This is a genomic window from Pseudomonas sp. GW823-FHT02C02, from assembly GCF_058797635.1.
Genome location: NZ_JBXAJV010000004.1, coordinates 373,816 through 391,119, shown reverse-complemented (window position 1 = coordinate 391,119; position 17,304 = coordinate 373,816). Strand labels below are relative to the sequence as shown.

17 protein-coding genes are annotated in these 17,304 nt (G+C 61.0%); 5 read left to right on the top strand and 12 right to left on the bottom strand.

Translation table 11 applies throughout. The features are described from left to right. Positions 1–168: 168 nt before the first annotated feature. Both AC1ROI_RS09500 and AC1ROI_RS09495 read left to right on the top strand, forming a co-directional pair. Positions 169–1,395 (top strand): 3-hydroxyacyl-CoA dehydrogenase, encoded by a 1,227-nt coding sequence (locus AC1ROI_RS09500; RefSeq protein WP_102593427.1) that lies wholly within the window; start codon positions 169–171, stop codon positions 1,393–1,395. 173 nt (positions 1,396–1,568) lie between these two features. Next, entirely contained in the window at positions 1,569–2,000 is a 432-nt protein-coding gene (locus tag AC1ROI_RS09495; protein ID WP_102593428.1) for an acyl-CoA thioesterase, read from the top strand. Positions 2,001–2,068: 68 nt separating this feature from the next. Here the strand turns inward: AC1ROI_RS09495 and AC1ROI_RS09490 are convergent, their stop codons facing one another. From AC1ROI_RS09490 to AC1ROI_RS09475, 4 genes are all read right to left on the bottom strand, one after another. After that, positions 2,069–2,557: a glycine zipper domain-containing protein gene (locus AC1ROI_RS09490; protein ID WP_010464721.1), complete on the bottom strand. Its 489-nt coding sequence runs from the start codon at positions 2,555–2,557 to the stop codon at positions 2,069–2,071. A gap of 358 nt (positions 2,558–2,915) precedes the next feature. Then, a complete protein-coding gene (locus AC1ROI_RS09485) occupies positions 2,916–5,264 on the bottom strand; it encodes an FdhF/YdeP family oxidoreductase (RefSeq protein WP_102593429.1) in 2,349 nt (782 codons plus the stop codon). Continuing rightward, positions 5,261–6,100, bottom strand: a complete 840-nt coding sequence (fdhD, locus tag AC1ROI_RS09480; protein ID WP_077747511.1) for a formate dehydrogenase accessory sulfurtransferase FdhD — start codon at positions 6,098–6,100, stop codon at positions 5,261–5,263. Before fdhD ends, AC1ROI_RS09485 begins: the two co-directional genes overlap by 4 nt. 93 nt (positions 6,101–6,193) lie before the next feature. After that, positions 6,194–7,081: a LysR family transcriptional regulator gene (locus AC1ROI_RS09475; RefSeq protein ID WP_102593430.1), complete on the bottom strand. Its 888-nt coding sequence runs from the start codon at positions 7,079–7,081 to the stop codon at positions 6,194–6,196. Positions 7,082–7,218: 137 nt separating this feature from the next. Between AC1ROI_RS09475 and lysM the strand changes: the two genes are divergently transcribed. Further along, on the top strand, positions 7,219–7,659 hold the full coding sequence (gene lysM / locus AC1ROI_RS09470; RefSeq protein ID WP_102593431.1) for a peptidoglycan-binding protein LysM: 441 nt from the start codon (positions 7,219–7,221) through the stop codon (positions 7,657–7,659). 139 nt (positions 7,660–7,798) lie between these two features. Here the strand turns inward: lysM and yrfG are convergent, their stop codons facing one another. Next, positions 7,799–8,461 (bottom strand): GMP/IMP nucleotidase, encoded by a 663-nt coding sequence (gene yrfG, locus AC1ROI_RS09465; protein WP_010464712.1) that lies wholly within the window; start codon positions 8,459–8,461, stop codon positions 7,799–7,801. 90 nt (positions 8,462–8,551) lie between these two features. Between yrfG and nudE the strand changes: the two genes are divergently transcribed. After that, the gene (gene nudE, locus AC1ROI_RS09460; RefSeq protein ID WP_010464710.1) at positions 8,552–9,118 is read left to right on the top strand and encodes an ADP compounds hydrolase NudE; all 567 of its coding nucleotides are present in this window, start codon (positions 8,552–8,554) and stop codon (positions 9,116–9,118) included. Continuing rightward, positions 9,115–9,942, top strand: coding sequence for a 3'(2'),5'-bisphosphate nucleotidase CysQ (gene cysQ, locus AC1ROI_RS09455; protein WP_010464708.1), 828 nt, complete (start codon positions 9,115–9,117; stop codon positions 9,940–9,942). The genes nudE and cysQ overlap by 4 nt, the downstream gene beginning before the upstream one ends. Positions 9,943–10,112: 170 nt before the next feature. Here cysQ and AC1ROI_RS09450 read toward each other — a convergent pair whose 3' ends face one another. Genes AC1ROI_RS09450 through rfbB form a run of 7 tightly spaced genes read right to left on the bottom strand, consistent with a single transcriptional unit; the run spans position 10,113 to position 17,207 of the window. Continuing rightward, complete coding sequence (locus tag AC1ROI_RS09450) at positions 10,113–10,568, bottom strand: YiiD C-terminal domain-containing protein (RefSeq protein WP_010464706.1); 456 nt, start codon at positions 10,566–10,568, stop codon at positions 10,113–10,115. 40 nt (positions 10,569–10,608) lie between these two features. Next, positions 10,609–12,003, bottom strand: a complete 1,395-nt coding sequence (locus AC1ROI_RS09445; protein ID WP_102593432.1) for a sigma-54-dependent transcriptional regulator — start codon at positions 12,001–12,003, stop codon at positions 10,609–10,611. Then, the gene (locus AC1ROI_RS09440; protein ID WP_010464701.1) at positions 12,000–13,808 is read right to left on the bottom strand and encodes a sensor histidine kinase; all 1,809 of its coding nucleotides are present in this window, start codon (positions 13,806–13,808) and stop codon (positions 12,000–12,002) included. The genes AC1ROI_RS09445 and AC1ROI_RS09440 overlap by 4 nt, the downstream gene beginning before the upstream one ends. A gap of 36 nt (positions 13,809–13,844) precedes the next feature. Then, positions 13,845–14,714: a dTDP-4-dehydrorhamnose reductase gene (gene rfbD / locus AC1ROI_RS09435; protein ID WP_102593433.1), complete on the bottom strand. Its 870-nt coding sequence runs from the start codon at positions 14,712–14,714 to the stop codon at positions 13,845–13,847. Continuing rightward, entirely contained in the window at positions 14,711–15,256 is a 546-nt protein-coding gene (gene rfbC / locus AC1ROI_RS09430) for a dTDP-4-dehydrorhamnose 3,5-epimerase (RefSeq protein ID WP_102593434.1), read from the bottom strand. The genes rfbD and rfbC overlap by 4 nt, the downstream gene beginning before the upstream one ends. Further along, positions 15,253–16,128, bottom strand: a complete 876-nt coding sequence (gene rfbA, locus AC1ROI_RS09425; RefSeq protein WP_042932450.1) for a glucose-1-phosphate thymidylyltransferase RfbA — start codon at positions 16,126–16,128, stop codon at positions 15,253–15,255. Before rfbA ends, rfbC begins: the two co-directional genes overlap by 4 nt. Beyond that, on the bottom strand, positions 16,125–17,207 hold the full coding sequence (rfbB, locus tag AC1ROI_RS09420; protein WP_102593435.1) for a dTDP-glucose 4,6-dehydratase: 1,083 nt from the start codon (positions 17,205–17,207) through the stop codon (positions 16,125–16,127). The genes rfbA and rfbB overlap by 4 nt, the downstream gene beginning before the upstream one ends. Between the last annotated feature and the right edge of the window lie 97 nt (positions 17,208–17,304).

The following is a 17,304-nucleotide window of genomic DNA, read 5'->3' as shown; positions in this document are numbered from 1 at the left end:
GAATGTACTAACGCCATCGCGAGCAGGCTCACTCCTACAGGGGGCTCCAGTGTCTGGCTGAGGTAGATCCATCCGCTGAATGTCCCTCATCACAGGAATAAATTTCAAAAATGCCCAGCGGCTGACTATGGTGAGGACTGTCTTTGGATCGCCAACAAGAGAGCAAACATGAGCCAGACACCGTTCAACATTCAGCGCGCCGCCGTGATTGGTGCGGGCACCATGGGCCGTGGCATTGTCATGTGCCTGGCCAATGCCGGGGTGCCGGTGCAATGGGTCGATAACAACCCGCAGATGCTGGAACAGGCGCTGATTACCGTGGCGGACACCTACGCGCACAATGTGCGCCAGGGTCGCATCGATCAGGCCGAGGCGGATGCGCGCATCGCTCGGGTCACGGCAGCGGCTGATTATGCGGCGATCCGCGAGGTTGATCTGGTGATCGAAGCGGTTTACGAAAACCTTGACCTCAAGCAAAAGATCTTTCGCGAACTGGACGGGCTGCTCAAACCCGAAGCCATTCTGGCCAGCAACACTTCAGCGCTGGATATCGACGCCATCGCCGCGGCGACTCGCCGTCCGGCTCAGGTCCTGGGGCTGCACTTCTTCAGCCCGGCGCACATCATGAAATTGCTGGAAATCGTTCGCGGTGCGAAGACTTCGCCGGCCGTACTCGATGCGGCGCTGGAGCTGGGCACGCGCATGGGCAAGGTCAGCGTGGTAGCGGGCAACTGTGAGGGTTTCATTGGCAACCGCATGCTCAATACCTACGTGCTTGAAGCGCGCAAGATGCTGCTTGAGGGCGCTTATCCCTATCAGGTGGACGCGGCGCTGCAAGGCTTCGGTTTTGCCATGGGGCCGTTTCGCATGTACGACGTGGTGGGCGTCGACCTGGGATGGCGGGCTCGGGAACTGGCAGGCACAGGCCAGGATGCGCCTGAGGTTCAGGTGGATAACCGTCTGTGCGAACTGGGCCGATTTGGTCAGAAGAGCGGCAATGGCTATTACCACTATGAGCCGGGCAGTCGACAGGCTGAACACGATCCTGAAGTCGATGCGCTGGTGCTAAGTGTTAGCGAAGGGCTTGGCTTCCAGCGTCGGGAGATAAGCCCTGAGGAGATTCTTGAGCGCTGTCTGCTGGCACTCGTCAATGAAGGCGCGAAGATCCTTCAGGAAGGTATTGCAGGGTCGGCGCACGACATTGATCTGGTGTACCTCAACGGTTATGGCTTCCCGGCGGACAAGGGCGGGCCAATGGCGTGGGCGGATCAGCAAGGGCTGGCGGATATTCATCAGCGTTTGATGGCGCTGGAGGCTCGCCAGGGCGATCACTGGAAGCCGGCGCGGTTGATTGGTGAGTTGGAGTTGATGGGTAAAGGGTTTGCTGACAAGTAATTGATGCAGCGCCTGTGCCGGCGCTTTCGCGAGCAGGCTCGCTCCCACAAGGGATCTCGGTCGCCCACAAATTCTGTGTTCACAGAAGATCAAATGTGGGAGCGAGCCTGCTCTCGATGAATACAGCGCGGTATTCGCCTTAGACTGGCAATCCAACTCCAGGAATCGACACGATGTCCAACCCGATGCCCCAACGCACCGACTACCCGCACTTCCAGCCCATCACCACCCGCTGGCACGACAACGACGCCTACGGTCACGTCAACAACGTCACTTACTACAGCTTCTTCGACACGGCAGTGAATACCTATCTGATCGAAATCGGTGGCCTGGATATCCATGACGGCGAGGTGGTGGGTTTTGTGGTGAGTTCGTCTTGCGATTATTTCGCCTCCATCGCCTTTCCGGAGCGGATCGAGATCGGTCTGCGGGTGGGCAAGTTGGGTAACAGCTCGGTGCAGTACGAACTGGCGGTATTCAAGGCCGGGGAAGACGAGGCCTGCGCGGCGGGGCGCTTCGTGCATGTGTTTGTGGATCGGACGTCGAATCAGCCGGTGTCGATCCCTGCCGGATTGCGTGGTGCATTGGAGCGTCTGGTGGTTTGACGGACAAAAAAAATCGCAGCCCATGGGCTGCGATTTTTTATCTATCGATCAGCGAAGCCGTTCAGGCCTCAATGATGACGATAGTGCTTGTTATGTTTGCGATGACCGTAGGCATGACCTCGGCCCGGGTGGCCGTCACGGTAGTAGCGACGATCATCACGGCCGCCGCGATAGGAGCGACGATCATCGTCTTCATCGCTCTTGTTGCCCATGTAGTTACCCAGCGCGCCACCGGCGCCGCCGCCTGCTGCGGAGCCGATCAGGCTGCCGGTGGTGCCGCCCATGCTGCGGCCGACCACGTTACCGCCTGCTGCGCCCAACGCACCACCAATGGCGGCTTCGCCACGGCTGCGTTTGTCTGCGCCGACTGCGCTACCACCCGCGCCGCCTAGGGCCGCGCCAATGGTGGAACCCGTATTACCGCCAAGCGACTGACCGACGACCGAGCCAAGAACCCCGCCCAATGCGCCGCCCACACCTGCTTCGGTGGTGCCTCCGGCAGAAGCGAAGCCACTGACCAGGCCAAGGGACAACAAGAGAATCGAGGAGAACTTCATAGAGGAACCTCAAGGGGATGACGGCGCGATCCTGAGGCTGTGTCGGGGTTGTGACAATCGAAATCCGACGAGTAACACGACTTGAGCACATTTCTATAAGTTGCTGTTTTTTGGGCGGAACTTAACGGTTTTTCGCCGGTCTTTAGCTACTTCGGATAGGCCGTTTTTGTGAAAAAGCGGCCTTTTTTGTGGGCGATTGGAAAGTACCGAAAGGGGCCCGATCATGTGTTGTCATATCGGACGCCTTCGCGGGCAAGCCTCGCTCCTACAGGATTCGTGTCATGTACAAAAAAATGCGTAAGACACCGATCCTGTAGGAGCGAGGCTTGCCCGCGAAGAGGCCAGACCTGCCGTCCCGTTAAGCCGACTTGGCTAAAATCAACCCGGTCTCACTCGCCATTTCCAGACGGATCGCCACAAACTTCGACGTTGGCGTATGGCTGCCATCTCCGGTGCTTTCCAGCGGTACCAGTGGATTTACTTCTGGATAGTAAGCAGCCGCCTGCCCCGCAGGAATATCAAACGCCAGCAGCGTAAAGCCCTTCACTCGACGCTCACGTCCATCATCCCAGATCGAAACGATGTCAGCCTTCTGCCCAGGCTTGAACCCCAGACGAATGATGTCCGCTTCATTGACGAACAACACATCCCGCTGACCCTTCACGCCACGGTAACGGTCATCCAGCCCATAAATCGTGGTGTTGTACTGATCGTGAGAACGCATCGATTGCATGATCAGGTCCGGCAACACGCCCGTGGCGCGGGTGCGTTCGTGCACCAGGTCCTTGGGCAGGGCGTTCGGGCGGAAATTGGCGCGCCCGGACGGGGTGTTCCACTTGCGTGCACCGGCGCTGTTGCCGAGGTAGAAACCGCCCGGATTCTTGATCTTCTCGTTGAAGTCGCGAAAGCCCGGAATGGTATCGGCGATCAGATCGCGAATGCGGCTGTAATCGGCCACGAGCCAGTTCCAGTCCACCGGTCTGCTGCCCAGGGTCGCGGCAGCGATGCCGGCGATAATCGACGGCTCCGAGCGCATCTGATTCGACAGTGCCTGCAACTGGCCGTTGGAGGCGTGGACCATGCTGAACGAATCTTCGACGGTCACCGCTTGCGCGCCTTCGGCCTGGATATCGATGTCGGTACGGCCCAGGCACGGCAGAATCAGCGCATCTTTACCGTGGGCCAAATGGCTGCGGTTGAGCTTGGTGCTGATCTGCACGGTCAGGTCGCAATTGCTCAGGGCCTGGAAGGTGCGCGGGCTGTCCGGGGTTGCCTGAGCGAAGTTGCCACCCAGACCGATAAAGACTTTGGCGCGGCCTTCGGCCATGGCATGAATCGCCTCGACCACGTTATGACCGTTTTCACGCGGCACCTTGAACTGGAAGCGCCGCTCCAGGGAATCGAGGAACGCCACTGGCGGACGTTCGTTGATGCCCATCGTCCGGTCACCCTGCACGTTACTGTGGCCACGCACCGGGCACAGGCCGGCGCCCGGCCGGCCGATGTTGCCGCGCAGCAGCATCAGGTTGGCGATTTCCTGGATGGTTGCCACTGAGTGGCGGTGCTGGGTGATGCCCATGGCCCAGCACATGATGACGTTCTTGCCTTTGGCGTACATGCGCGCCGCTTGCTCGATTTCCACCAGGGGCAGGCCGGACTGCTCGACGATCTGCTCCCAGGAAGTGTCGTCGACGGTGCCCAGGTACTCCAGGACGTTGACGCTGTGCTCATTGAGGAAATCGTGGTCGAACACGGCCGGCTCACCCGCCTTCTGCGCGTCGCGCTCCCATTGCAGCAGGAATTTCGCCATGCCACGCAGCACCGCCATATCGCCGCCCAGCGCCGGGCGGAAGTAGGCGGTGTTGGTCGGCTTGTCGCCGTTGGTGAGCATTTCGATCGGGTGCTGCGGGTGCTGGAAGCGTTCCAGGCCCCGCTCTTTCAACGGGTTGATACAGACCACCTGCGCGCCGCGTTTCACGGCTTCGCGCAAAGGTTCGAGCATCCGCGGATGGTTGGTGCCCGGGTTCTGGCCCCAGACAAAAATCGCGTCGGCGTGTTCGAAGTCGTCGAAGGTCACGGTGCCTTTGCCGACACCGACACTTTGCGCCAACGCCACGCCGCTGGCCTCGTGGCACATGTTCGAGCAGTCGGGGAAGTTGTTGGTGCCGTAGGTGCGCACGAACAATTGATAGAGGTACGCCGCTTCGTTGCTGGCGCGGCCCGAGGTGTAGAACTCGGCCTGATTCGGGCTCGACAGGCCCTGCAAATGTTTGGCGATCAAGGCGAACGCCGCTTCCCAGCTGATCGGCTTGTAGCGATCGGTTTCGGCGTCATAGCTTAATGGCTCGGTCAGGCGACCCTGATACTCCAGCCAATAGTCGCTCTGTTCCAGCAACGAACTGACGCTGTGTTTAGCAAAGAAAGCGCCGTCGACACGCCGTTTGGTCGCTTCCCAGTTCACCGCTTTGGCGCCGTTCTCGCAGAACGCCACCATGCCGGCTTCGTTGGAATCGCCCCAGGCGCAACCGGGGCAATCGAACCCGCCGTTCTTGTTGGTTTTGAGCATCATGCGCAGGTTTTTCAGCGCGTTGTCACTGGTCAGCCAGGCCCGGGCAACGCTGGCCAGTGCGCCCCAGCCACCGGCCGGGCCTTTGTAGGGCTTGTAGCGAGGGACGGGTTTCTGGTCGGCTTGACGGTGTTGACTCACGCTTGATTCTCCAATGCCGGGCTGTAGACCCGCGGCGCATTCTTCTGGGGCAGATGGATGAGGTTGAGGTTGTGGCGACGGGCCCATTGCACGGCAAGGCCCGTGGGCGACGACAGGCTGACCAGGGTCTGGATGCCGGCGCGCAATACTTTTTGAATCAATTCGAGGCTGCAACGGCTGGTGACAATCGCCAGGCCGCCTTCAGTCGGGATCTTCTGGCGGATGAGCCCGCCAATCAGTTTGTCGAGGGCGTTATGCCGGCCGATGTCTTCACGGCCCAGCAGCAATTCGCCCTGACCGTTCATGAACACCGCCGCATGCACTGCGCCGGAGTACTGACCAAGAGGCTGGAACGCACCGATGCGCTGGCGCAAGCCATCGAGCCATTCGGCGGGGGGCAAGGGCGCGCCGGGCAATACCTTGAGGTCTGGCAACGCCTGTTCAACCGCTTCCACGCCGCAGAGCCCGCAGCCGCTGGTGCCGGCCATTTGCCGACGCTGCTGCTTGAGGTTCCAGAACGCGCGGTTGGCGATGGTCACTTGCGCGTATTGCGCCGAGCCCGAGCCGCTGAGTTGCAAGTCATAGATGTCAGAGGCGGCTTCGATGATGCCGCTGCCGAGGCTGAAACCGACGATGAAGTCTTCAAGGTCCGTCGGCGTTACCAGCATCACCGCCTGACTGATGCCGTTATAAGCGATCGCCAACGCGACTTCTTCGGCGAGCGCGGTGCTGGCCGATTCGGTTTGTTGAAGGTCGCTGTAACTGTAGGTCTGGCTGGCGGCGGGTGCGGGCGCTTCAGAGGCGGGCGCCGCGCAGGCAGGACGCTTGGCTTTCATGGGCATCACCGACGGTTTAGTCAGCTTTAAGCCTAGGCGCGTCAACATGTCGCGTCTAATCGCTTATACCGATCTACCGATAGATGACATCGATCAAGAAGCTGTCAGCGATTTCTGATAGATCGCAAAGCAGGCTTCGGCCAGCGCCGAACGCGGGGCGCTGCGACGCATGATCAGCCCAAGCCGGGCAAGGGTCTTGGCGTTTTCGATGGGTTGCAGACGCAAGTGATCGGTGAGGTTTTCCAGGCCGCCATCCAACGGCATCACCGCGCAGCAGAGGCCGCCGTGCACCCCTTGTAACAATTGGTGGACCGCGTCGGTTTGCAGAAGCGGCTGGGGTGTCAGGCCGCGGCTGTGGAAGTTGTGATCGATGGACTGGCGAAAGTGCATGCCGCTGGTGAGCATGCCCAAGGGCAACTCGATCAAGGACTCCCAACTCAACGGCGCCTCGCCGAAGCTGAAGAAGCGCTGATCGTAGAGCAGGCCCATGCGGGTTTCGCTGAAGGCCAGGGAATCGAAACGCTCGTTGTCCAGTCGCTCCAGGTAAGACACGCCGAGGTCCAGGCGATTGTTCGCCAGTTGTTCGAGGATTTGTTCGGAGCTCAGGGCCGAGAGTTCAAAGCGCAGGTTCGGGTGTTCGGCATGCAGGCGTTGCATCAATGGCAGCGGATCGAAACTCGACAGCGGCACCACGCCCAACCGCAGCGTACCGACCAGATTGCCGCGACAGGCGGCGGCCTCGGCCTGCAAGCCGTCGTAGGCGGCCATCACCGTGCGCGCCCACGCCAACACGCGCTCGCCCGGCGCGGTGAAGCCTTCGAAGCGCTGGCCACGATTGACCAGCGGCAGATCGAGTTCTTCTTCGAGGCTGCGCAGGCGCATGGACAGGGTCGGCTGGGTGATATGACAGCGCGCCGCGGCCTGGCCGAAGTGGCGGGTTTCGTCGAGGGCGATGAGGAATTTCAGCTGCTTGATGTCCATCTTCGCTCCAGGGCGCGGTGAAGGTCGGGATTCTAGCGCTTGTGCCGGATCAGCGTCATTGGTCGGGTTGGAACCGGGGGTTTCAAGCTTGGTCTAGTCTTTTGCGTCTGGAACCCTAAACCCAAGGAGCGTGCACCATGAGTATTTTTAGCTTTGTAAAAGAAGCAGGCGAAAAACTTATCGATCTACTGACACCGGGCAACGCCAATGCCAGTGAGCAGTTGAAGGAACACATCAGCAAGGTCGGCCTGGGTAACCCGAATGTGCAGGCTACGGTGGACGGCGACAAAGTCACCGTCACCGGTGATGTGGGCAGCCAGGAAGAGAAGGAAAAGATTCTGCTGGCGGTGGGCAATATCGCTGGAGTTGGCAGCGTGGACGATCAGATGACCGTGACCGGGCCGGTGGTAGTGGCCGCAAAGTTTGTCACCGTCGTGAAGGGCGACACCCTCAGCGCTATTTCCTTGCGCGTGTATGGCGATGCCAACAAGTATCAAAAAATCTTCGACGCCAACAAACCGATGCTCAAGCATCCGGACAAGATCTATCCGGGGCAGACGTTGCGGATTCCTGAGTAATCCTTAAGTCCGTTTGATGGCCTTCGCGGGCAAGTCGGAGCGCCGCATCGCTCGCTCCTGCAGGTTTTGTGCACGACGCAAACCCTGTCGGAGCGAGCGATGCGGCGTTCCGACTTGCCCGCGAAGCAGGCGATAAGGTCTAAAGCCCTGCAATAAGCTCCCGATAATCCCCCACCGCCGCAAACTCCGCCGTGTCCTTCGGCCCTTTGCGACTGTCCGGCTCACTCACCGCCAACAGGTGCGCCACCCCAAAACTCTGCGCACTGCGCAGGATCGGCAACGTGTCGTCGATAAACAGGCTGCGCGCCGGATCAAAACCGATGTCGGCCTGCAACGCCTCCCAGAACTGCGGATTCTCCTTGGGAAAACCATAGTCATGCGAGCTGATCAACCGCTCGAAGTAGGGCGCCAGTTCAATCCGTTCCAGCTTCAATGACAGCGAATCACGGTGCGCATTGGTGATCATCACCACGCGCTTGCCCGCCTGTTTGATCGCCGCCAGAAACGTGTCCGCATCCGGTCGCAGGGCGATCAGGTGGGCGGTTTCCAGTTTCAGTTCGCGCACCGGCAGTTTCAGCTCGGCGCTCCAGAAATCCAGGCAATACCACTGCAATTGGCCGGCGTTGCGTTCGAACAGCGGCTGCAACTCCATCTCGGCCATGGCCCGGCTGACCCCGTGCAACTCGGCGTAACGCTGAGGCAGGTGCTCCATCCAGAAATGGTTGTCGTAGTGCAGGTCCAGCAGCGTGCCGTCCATATCCAGCAGAACGGTGTCGATGTCGCGCCAGGGCAGCAGGGACATAAAAAACTTCTCCAGCGGTAAAAAAGATATCCGAGGTCAACAATCAGGATAGGCCGGGTATAGTAACCCGCTTACGCCAAGGAGCCTTTCATGCGCCAGAAACCCACCGTACTCGCCCGCGAGATCGTCGCCACCAGCCGTTTGTTCTGCGTCGAGGAGCTGAAGCTGCGCTTTTCCAATGGCGTGGAGCGCACCTACGAGCGCTTGGTCGGCAAAGGCGCCGGCTATGGCGCGGTGATGATCGTGGCGATGCTCGATGCGGATCATGCGGTGCTGGTCGAAGAGTATTGTGGCGGCACCGATGCTTATGAGCTGTCGTTGCCCAAAGGCTTGATCGAGCCGGGCGAGGACGTGCTGGCGGCGGCCGAGCGCGAACTCAAGGAAGAGGCCGGGTATGGCGCGCGGCAACTGGAGCACCTGACCGAGTTGTCGTTATCGCCCGGTTACATGAGCCAGAAGATCCAGGTGGTGCTGGCCACCGATCTGTACGAAGAGCGCCTGGAGGGCGACGAGCCCGAGCCGATGGGCGTGGACAAGATCAACCTGCGCGAGCTTTCATCCCTGGCGCAGAACCCGCGATTCACCGAGGGCCGTGCCTTGGCGGCGCTGTATCTGGCCCGTGATCTGCTGACTCAGCGTGGGGTGTTTCTGCCATGACGTTCCCGCATCCATTGATGGCGCCTGTGATTGAGCTGGCGCTGAAGGCTGGCGAAGCGATTTTGCCGTTCTGGCGCATCGGCACGGCGGTGACCGCCAAGGCTGACGATTCGCCCGTCACCGCAGCCGATCTGGCCGCCCACCATCTGATCCTGGACGGACTGACGGCACTGGACCCGAGTATTCCGGTGCTGTCCGAAGAAGACGCCAACATTCCCCAAAGCGTGCGAGCCGGCTGGCAGCGTTGGTGGCTGGTGGACCCGTTGGACGGGACCAAGGAGTTCATCTCCGGCAGCGAAGAGTTCACCGTCAACATCGCGCTGATCGAGGAGGGCCGGGTGGTGTTTGGCGTGGTGTCGATGCCGACCAACGGGCGGTTTTATGTCGGTGGCGCCGGTCTGGGCGCATGGCGTGGTGATAAAGGTGCCGAGGCGTTGCCGATTCAGGTTCGTGAGATTCCTGCTGCGGGCGAGGCGTTTACCGTGGTCGCCAGCCGCCGGCATTCAAGCCCCGAGCAGGAACGTTTGCTGGCCGGTTTGAGCGCCAGTCTGGGTGAGTTGCAACTGGCTAATATCGGCAGTTCGTTGAAGTTCTGTTTGCTGGCTGAAGGGGCGGCGGATTGTTATCCGCGCCTGGCGCCGACCTCGCAGTGGGACACGGCGGCGGCCCAAGGTGTGCTGGAAGGGGCGGGTGGTGAAGTGCTGGATTTGAGCGGGAAGCCTTTTTGTTATCCGGCGCGGGAATCGTTGCTGAATGAGTTTTTTCTGGCGCTGCCGGCGAAGGCTGCGTGGCGAGAGAAGTTACTGGAACTGGCCCGATCCTGAGTTCACCCAAACCTGTGGCGAGGGAGCTTGCTCCCGCTGGGCTGCGAAGCGGCCCCAAAACCTAGACTCCGCGCAGCATCAGTTAAACCTGGCTGCCTGATGTGCGACTGCTGCGCCCGAGCGCGGACCGGCCGGCGGGAGCAAGCTCCCTCGCCACAGGTTTTGTGTCTTTACCGGTGCAAGACGTACTGCCCGGTAAACCTCACCGCATCCTCATCACTATCGGCATTGACGATCCGCGAATGCAACGCCAGCCGCGCCCGTCCATAGCGCTGATACATCGCCAGAAACTTCTTCCACACCACGGCGCTCGGCGCCTGGCAAATCGCAATCGCGTCCATGGTCACCGGCAGCGGATAAGTGATGTGCCCCTCTTGAATCACGATGTGCCCGCCTTCAATCCCTTCTTCGTGCAAGCGCAAATGCAGCCAGCCCCAACCTGCCAGCACCGCGCCGCAGTACAGGCTGCCGCCGAACATGGTGCTTTTGTGATTGACGTTGGCCTCCAGCGGCAAGTGCAGTCGCAGTTGCTGGTCGTGCCAGTCGAGCACTTTGAGGCCCATGTCCCGGGTCAACGGAATATCGCGGTGGAGGACTGATTCCAGGTGACGACTGTCGCGGCTCATTCACGGGTCTCTTTTTTAAAGATGATGATGGGACGGTAGCTCAATCGAGTTCGTCGGTGTGGCTACTGGCGCCGCCGTCGGCGAAGTTCAGGCCGTGCTTGCGCAGTTTGTCGTGCAGAGTCTTGCGCGGAATGCCGAGGGCCTCGGCGAGGCTGCGCACCGAGCTGTGAGAGCGCGCCAGTTCGGCGGCAATCAACGATTTCTCGAAGTTTTCCACTTGCTCGCTCAGGCCGCCGCTGACCACTTCGACGGTCATGCCGGCAGCGCCCTGCGGTGCGTTGTTGTCCAGGGCCAGTTCCAGGCCCAGGGCAAAGCGTTCGGCGGCGTTTTGCAGTTCACGCACGTTGCCCGGCCAGGTGTGGCGCAGCAGCAGGGCGCGTTGCCCCGGTTGCAGTTCATGGGGCGGCAAGCCATGGCGGGCGCTGGCTTCGTCGGCGAAATACTGGAACAGCACCAGCGCGTCTTCGCCGCGTTCACGCAGCGGCGGAATACGCAGCGGCGCGACGTTCAGGCGGTAATACAAGTCGGCCCGGAAGCGCCCTTGATCGGCGGATTGACGCAGGTCTTCCTTGGTCGCGGCGATGATGCGGATGTCCAAAGGGATCAGTTGATTGCCGCCCAAGCGTTCGACCACGCGCTCCTGAAGCAAGCGCAGCAATTTCACCTGCACATCCAGGCTCATGCTTTCGATTTCATCGAGGAACAGCGTGCCGCCGTTGGCGAACTCGAATTTGCCGATGCGGCGCTTTTGCGCGCCGGTGAAGGCCCCCGGCTCGTGACCGAACAGCTCGCTTTCCACCACAGATTCAGCCAAGGCCCCGGCGTTGATCGCTACAAACGGACCGCTACGGCGGCTCGACAAATCGTGCAGCGCCCGGGCCACGACTTCTTTGCCGGCGCCGGTTTCGCCAAGAATCAGCACGTCAGCCTTGGTTGCCGCCAGCGCACCAATTTGCTCGCGCAAGCGCAGCATCGGCGCCGATTGCCCGACCAGTCGGGTGCTCAGTTCATTGCGATCGCTCAGGGCCAGACGCAGGCTGCGGTTATCCAGAACCAGTCGGCGCAGGGCCAAGGCGCGGCGAACGCTGTCCAGCAGCGCGTCGCTGGCGAAGGGTTTTTCCAGGAAGTCATACGCCCCGGCACGCATCGCTTGCACGGCCAGCGGCACATCGCCGTGGCCGGTGATCAGCAACACGGGCAACTCAGGGTCCTGGGCATGCAGTTCGGTCAGCAGTTCGAGGCCGTCCATGCCCGGCATGCGGATGTCGCTGACCACCACGCCGGGCCAGTCGCGCTCCAGTTGCCCGGCCAGGCCCTTGGCTTCGGCCAGTGGCAGGATTTTCAGGCCCGCCAGGTCCAGCGTCTGGCTCAACGCCTGACGCAGGTGGGGATCGTCGTCGATCAGCACGACCTGGACACGGTTATCGATGGTCATGCACTTCGGTCCTCGGACGGTTGCAGGCTCACACCCGGTGCGCCTGCGCGCAACTTCAGGGTAATCAGGGCGCCGCCTTCCTTGTGGTTGGCGAACGACAGTTCACCGCCGAAGGCGCGCATCAGGGTTTCGCAAATCGCCAACCCCAGGCCAAGCCCCTGGGTGCGGGTCTTGGTGGTGTAGAAGGGCTCGCTGGCGCGACCAAGGGCTTCCATGCAGAAGCCGGGGCCGTTGTCGCGAATGTACAGCGTGACGCCGTCCGCGGTGGATTGGGCACTCAACCAGAGTTTACGCGGCGGGCCTTTTTCGGTCAGCGCGTCCAGCGCGTTGGCCAACAGGTTGCCGAGTACCTGGCGCAGACGGGTTTCCCCGGCCTCGACCCACAACGTGGCCGCCGGCAAATCGCGGATCAGTTCGACTTCCATGCTTCTCCGACGCTTGGCCAGCAACGCCAGGGCGTCATCCAGCGCTGGTTGCAGGGCGACACTTTCCGGCGCATGGCGATCGCGCCGGGCGAAGGCGCGCAAATGAGCAATGATCGACGCCATGCGTCCGGTCAGTTCGCTGATCAGCTTGAGGTTGCCGCGGGCATCGTCGGTGCGTTGATGATCGAGCAGCACTTCGGCGTTTTCCGCGTAGCTGCGAATGGCGGCCAACGGTTGATTCAATTCGTGGCTGATGCTCGCCGACATCGTCCCCAGCGCCGACAACTTGCCGGCCTGCACCAAGTCGTCCTGGGCGCGCACAAGTTCCTGCTGGGCATGTTCGCGCTCCAGCACTTCCTGTTTCAATCGACGGTTGAGGCCTTCGAGGTCACTGGTCCGCTCGGCGACCCGGCCTTCCAGCTCGCGCCGCGCCTTGGCTTCGAAGGCGATGCGTTCGAGGTAATGGCGGCGGCGCTGCATCATCAGGCCGAGCAGCAACATCAAGACCAGCAACGTCGCGCCGCCAATGGCGACAACGGTACGCACCGGGCGGTCGATCAGGGTGCGGGGGGCGAGGATGCTGACGTTCCAGCCGGTTTCGGCGATCTGCTGGGTTTGAGTCAGCCAGGCGTTGGGGTTGAGCCTCAATGGTTTCGGATCTCGGGTCGGGTACGGCTGGATCGCAGTGATCGCTTTGCTTTCTTCTTCGCTCAAGGGTCGGGTCGAGCGGAATCGCCACTCAGGCCGCGACGTGAGGATGACCACACCGTTATGGTCGGTCAGCAGCAGTTGTTCCGGGGTTTTACCCCACAGGCTTTCGGTGTGGTCCAGGTCGACCTTGACCACCAGTACGCCGATGATTTTCTCGCCGTTGCGCACGGCGGCGGCGAAGAAATAGCCGCGCTTGGCTGACGTGGTGCCTAAGCCGAAAAAGCGCCCGAGCCGCCCGGCCATGGCTTCGCTGAAATACGGACGGAAGGAAAAATTGCGGCCGACGAAACTGTCGTGTTTGTCCCAGTTCGATGCGGCCAGGGTCTTGCCCGTGGTGTCCATCAGGTACATGACTTCGGCGCCGGTCTGGGCGCTGATGTTTTTCAACAGGCGATTGGCATTGCCTTGGGTGACGCTGTCATCCGGCGCCCCGAGCACCGCGCGCAGGGCCGGCAGGTCGCCGAGGATCTGCGGCAACACTTCATAACGGTGCAGCGTGCCCAGCAGGTTGGCAACGTAAAGGTCGAGGGTCTGACGGTTCTGCCCGGCCAGCTCGCTGCGGTAGTAACGCTCGGCCAGATGCTCCAGCGGCCACAGCAACGGCGCCAGGCACAGCGCAAGCAGTGCGAGGCTGCGCCAGCGGGGTCTGCGGGGAAGGGTCGGAGTCATGAGCATCGGGCGCCTGTGGGTACAGGCGCATTATGCCTAGGCTTGCTCGTCAAGACACTCGCGCAGCGCGGTTTGCCAGTCAGGCTGACTGACGCCCCATTCGCGTTGCAGGCGGCTGCAATCCAGGCGCGAGTTCAATGGCCGGGCGGCCGGCGTCGGATAGTCGCTGGAGGGGATCGGCAGCAGGTTTGCGCAAGGCTTGCCCTGATCCCGCAGTGCCTGGCCGATGGCTTGGGCGAAACCGAACCAGGAAGTCTCACCCTGAGCGGTCAAGTGATACGTGCCCCAGGCCCCGGCCTGTCCCGCTTGCCAGCGTTCGATCAGTGCGACGGTGCTGCTGGCGATCGTGCCGGCCCAGGTGGGCGCGCCGATCTGGTCGGCGACAATGCGCATCTCCGGCTTTTCTTGCAGCAGGCGTTGCATGGTCAGCAGGAAATTACGACCGTGGGTCGAGTAGACCCAACTGGTGCGCAGGATCAGGTGCTGGCCTTGTACCGCGCTGATCGCTTGCTCGCCGGCCAGCTTGCTCTTGCCGTAAACGCCGAGCGGGTTGGGCAAATCGGCTTCGTTGTAAGGCTCGGCTTTGCTGCCGTCGAAGACATAATCGGTGGAGTAGTGAATCAGCGGGATACCCAGCGCCGACGCTTCTTCGGCCAAAATACCCGGCCCGGTCGCGTTGATGGCAAACGCCAACTCCGGCTCGCTTTCAGCTTGATCGACCGCGGTGTGAGCGGCGGCGTTGATGATCAGGTCCGGGCGAACGCGCTGCACTTGCTGACGAATCTGTTGCGGCTGAGTCAGATCGAGCTGATCGCGACCCAAAACAACCCATTCGCCAACAGCACCCAGGCGAAGCTGCAACTCACGCGAAACCTGACCGTGCTGACCGCAGATAAGAATTTTCATGGAAACAGATCAGCCTCTTTCAGGCTTTTGCCGTTCTGATCCTTGGCCGACAGTTTGGGCGCTTCGTCCAGTTGCCAGTCGATGGCAAGCGTCGGATCGTCCCAGCGAATGCAACGCTCGGCGGACGGCGTGTAATAGTCCGTAGTCTTATAGAGAAACTCGGCGAAATCGCTCAGCACCACAAACCCATGGGCGAACCCTTCCGGCACCCAGAGTTGGCGACGGTTTTCTGCAGACAGGCGCACCGCTTCCCACTGGCCGAAATTCGGCGAGCTGCGACGGATGTCCACCGCGACGTCGAGCACTTCGCCGACGGTTACCCGCACCAGTTTCCCCTGGGTATTTTCCAGCTGATAGTGCAGGCCGCGCAGCACGCCTTTCTGCGAGCGGGAGTGGTTATCCTGAACAAACTGCGTGTCCAGGCCGGTCGCTTCTTCGAACGCCTTGGCATTGAAGCTTTCGTAGAAAAAACCGCGCTCGTCACCAAACACCTTGGGTTCAATGATCAGCACGCCGGGCAAGGCGGTTTCAATCACATTCATTGTTCTTCCCCGGCCAGTTTGAAGAGGTACTGGCCATAGCCGGTCTTGCCGAAATAGCTGGCGCGCTCCAGCAACAGCTCGCGGCTGATCCAGCCATTTTCGTAAGCGATTTCTTCGAGGCAAGCGACTTTCAGGCCTTGGCGGTGCTCGATGGTCTGCACGTATTGCGAGGCTTCGAGCAGGCTGTCGTGGGTGCCGGTGTCGAGCCAGGCGAACCCGCGACCGAAGCGCTCGACCTGCAGATCGCCGCGTTGCAGGTAAGCGTTGTTGATGTCGGTGATCTCCAGCTCTCCACGCGGCGAAGGCTTCACCGCTTTGGCGATCTCGATCACATCGTTGTCGTAGAAATACAGGCCGGTCACGGCATAGCTGGACTTCGGCTTTTTCGGCTTCTCTTCGATCGACAGGGCGCGGCCTTCTCTGTCGAAATCAATCACGCCGAAGCGCTCCGGATCCTTGACCCAATACCCAAACACGGTGGCGCCGGAAGGGCGCATGGCCGCGTTTTTCAACTGTTCGCCAAAGTGCTGCCCATGGAAGATGTTGTCGCCGAGGATCAGGCACACCGGATCGTCGCCAATAAATTCTTCGCCGATCAGGAAAGCCTGGGCCAAACCGTCCGGCGACGGCTGTTCGGCGTAGCTGAAGTTGACGCCGAACTGACTGCCGTCACCCAGCAGGTTGCGGTATTGCGGCAAATCCTGAGGCGTGGAGATCAACAAAATATCTTTGATGCCGGCCAGCATCAGGACCGAGATCGGGTAGTAGATCATCGGTTTGTCGTACACCGGCAACAGCTGCTTGGAGACGCCAAGCGTGATCGGGTGCAGACGCGTGCCGGAGCCACCGGCCAAAACGATGCCTTTCATCATGCGAGCAGCTCCTTGGTATTGAGGGCGCCCAGACGTTCGCCCTGATAACTGCCATCCTGAACGCGACGGCACCATTCCAGGTTGTCGAGGTACCACTGAACGGTTTTGCGCAGGCCGGTTTCGAAGGTTTCTTCGGGCACCCAGCCCAGTTCGCGCTCGATCTTGCTCGCGTCGATGGCGTAGCGCAGGTCGTGGCCCGGCCGGTCCTGGACGAAGGTAATCAGGTCAGCGAAATGAGCCACGCCTTCAGGCTTGTTCGGTGCCAACTCTTCGAGCAACGCGCAGATGCCACGCACCACGTCGATGTTCTTTTGCTCGTTGTGACCGCCAATGTTGTAGGTCTCGCCGACCACGCCTTCGGTGACCACTTTGAGCAGCGCCCGGGCGTGATCTTCGACAAACAGCCAGTCACGCACCTGCAGGCCGTTTCCGTAAACCGGCAGCGGCTTGCCGGCCAAGGCGTTGAGGATCACCAGCGGAATCAGTTTTTCGGGGAAGTGGAACGGCCCGTAGTTGTTCGAGCAATTGGTCAGCAACACCGGCAAGCCGTAGGTGCGCTGCCAGGCGCGGACCAGATGGTCGGACGCCGCTTTGCTCGCCGAATAGGGTGAGCTGGGCGCGTAAGGTGTGGTTTCGGTGAACAGATCATCAACGCCGTGCAGGTCGCCGTAGACTTCGTCGGTGGAGATGTGATGGAAGCGGAAGGCGCTTTTTTCCGGCTCGGCCAGCGTCTGCCAGTAGGCGCGAGTGGCCTCGAGCAGGCTGTAGGTGCCGACGATATTGGTCTGGATGAAGTCCGACGGACCGTCAATAGAACGGTCGACATGGGATTCTGCCGCCAGGTGCATGATCGCGTGAGGCTGGAAACGTGCCAGTACCGCACTGACGGTGGCCTGGTCGACGATATCGGCCTGGACGAATTCGTAGCGGGTGTCGGTGGCAATGCTGGTCAGCGACTCGAGATTGCCGGCGTAGGTCAGTTTGTCCAGGTTGAGCACTTCATGCCCGGTGTGCCGAATGAGGTGGCGAATCAGGGCAGAGCCAATGAAACCGGCACCGCCGGTGATGAGAATACGCATGTTGGCCAGCCTTTTTCTGTAAGACGATAAAGCGAATGAGCATAGCTTGTCGGCAGGAGCAGGGCGGTGCAAGAGGGTTGTTGGTCGTAATTGGCAT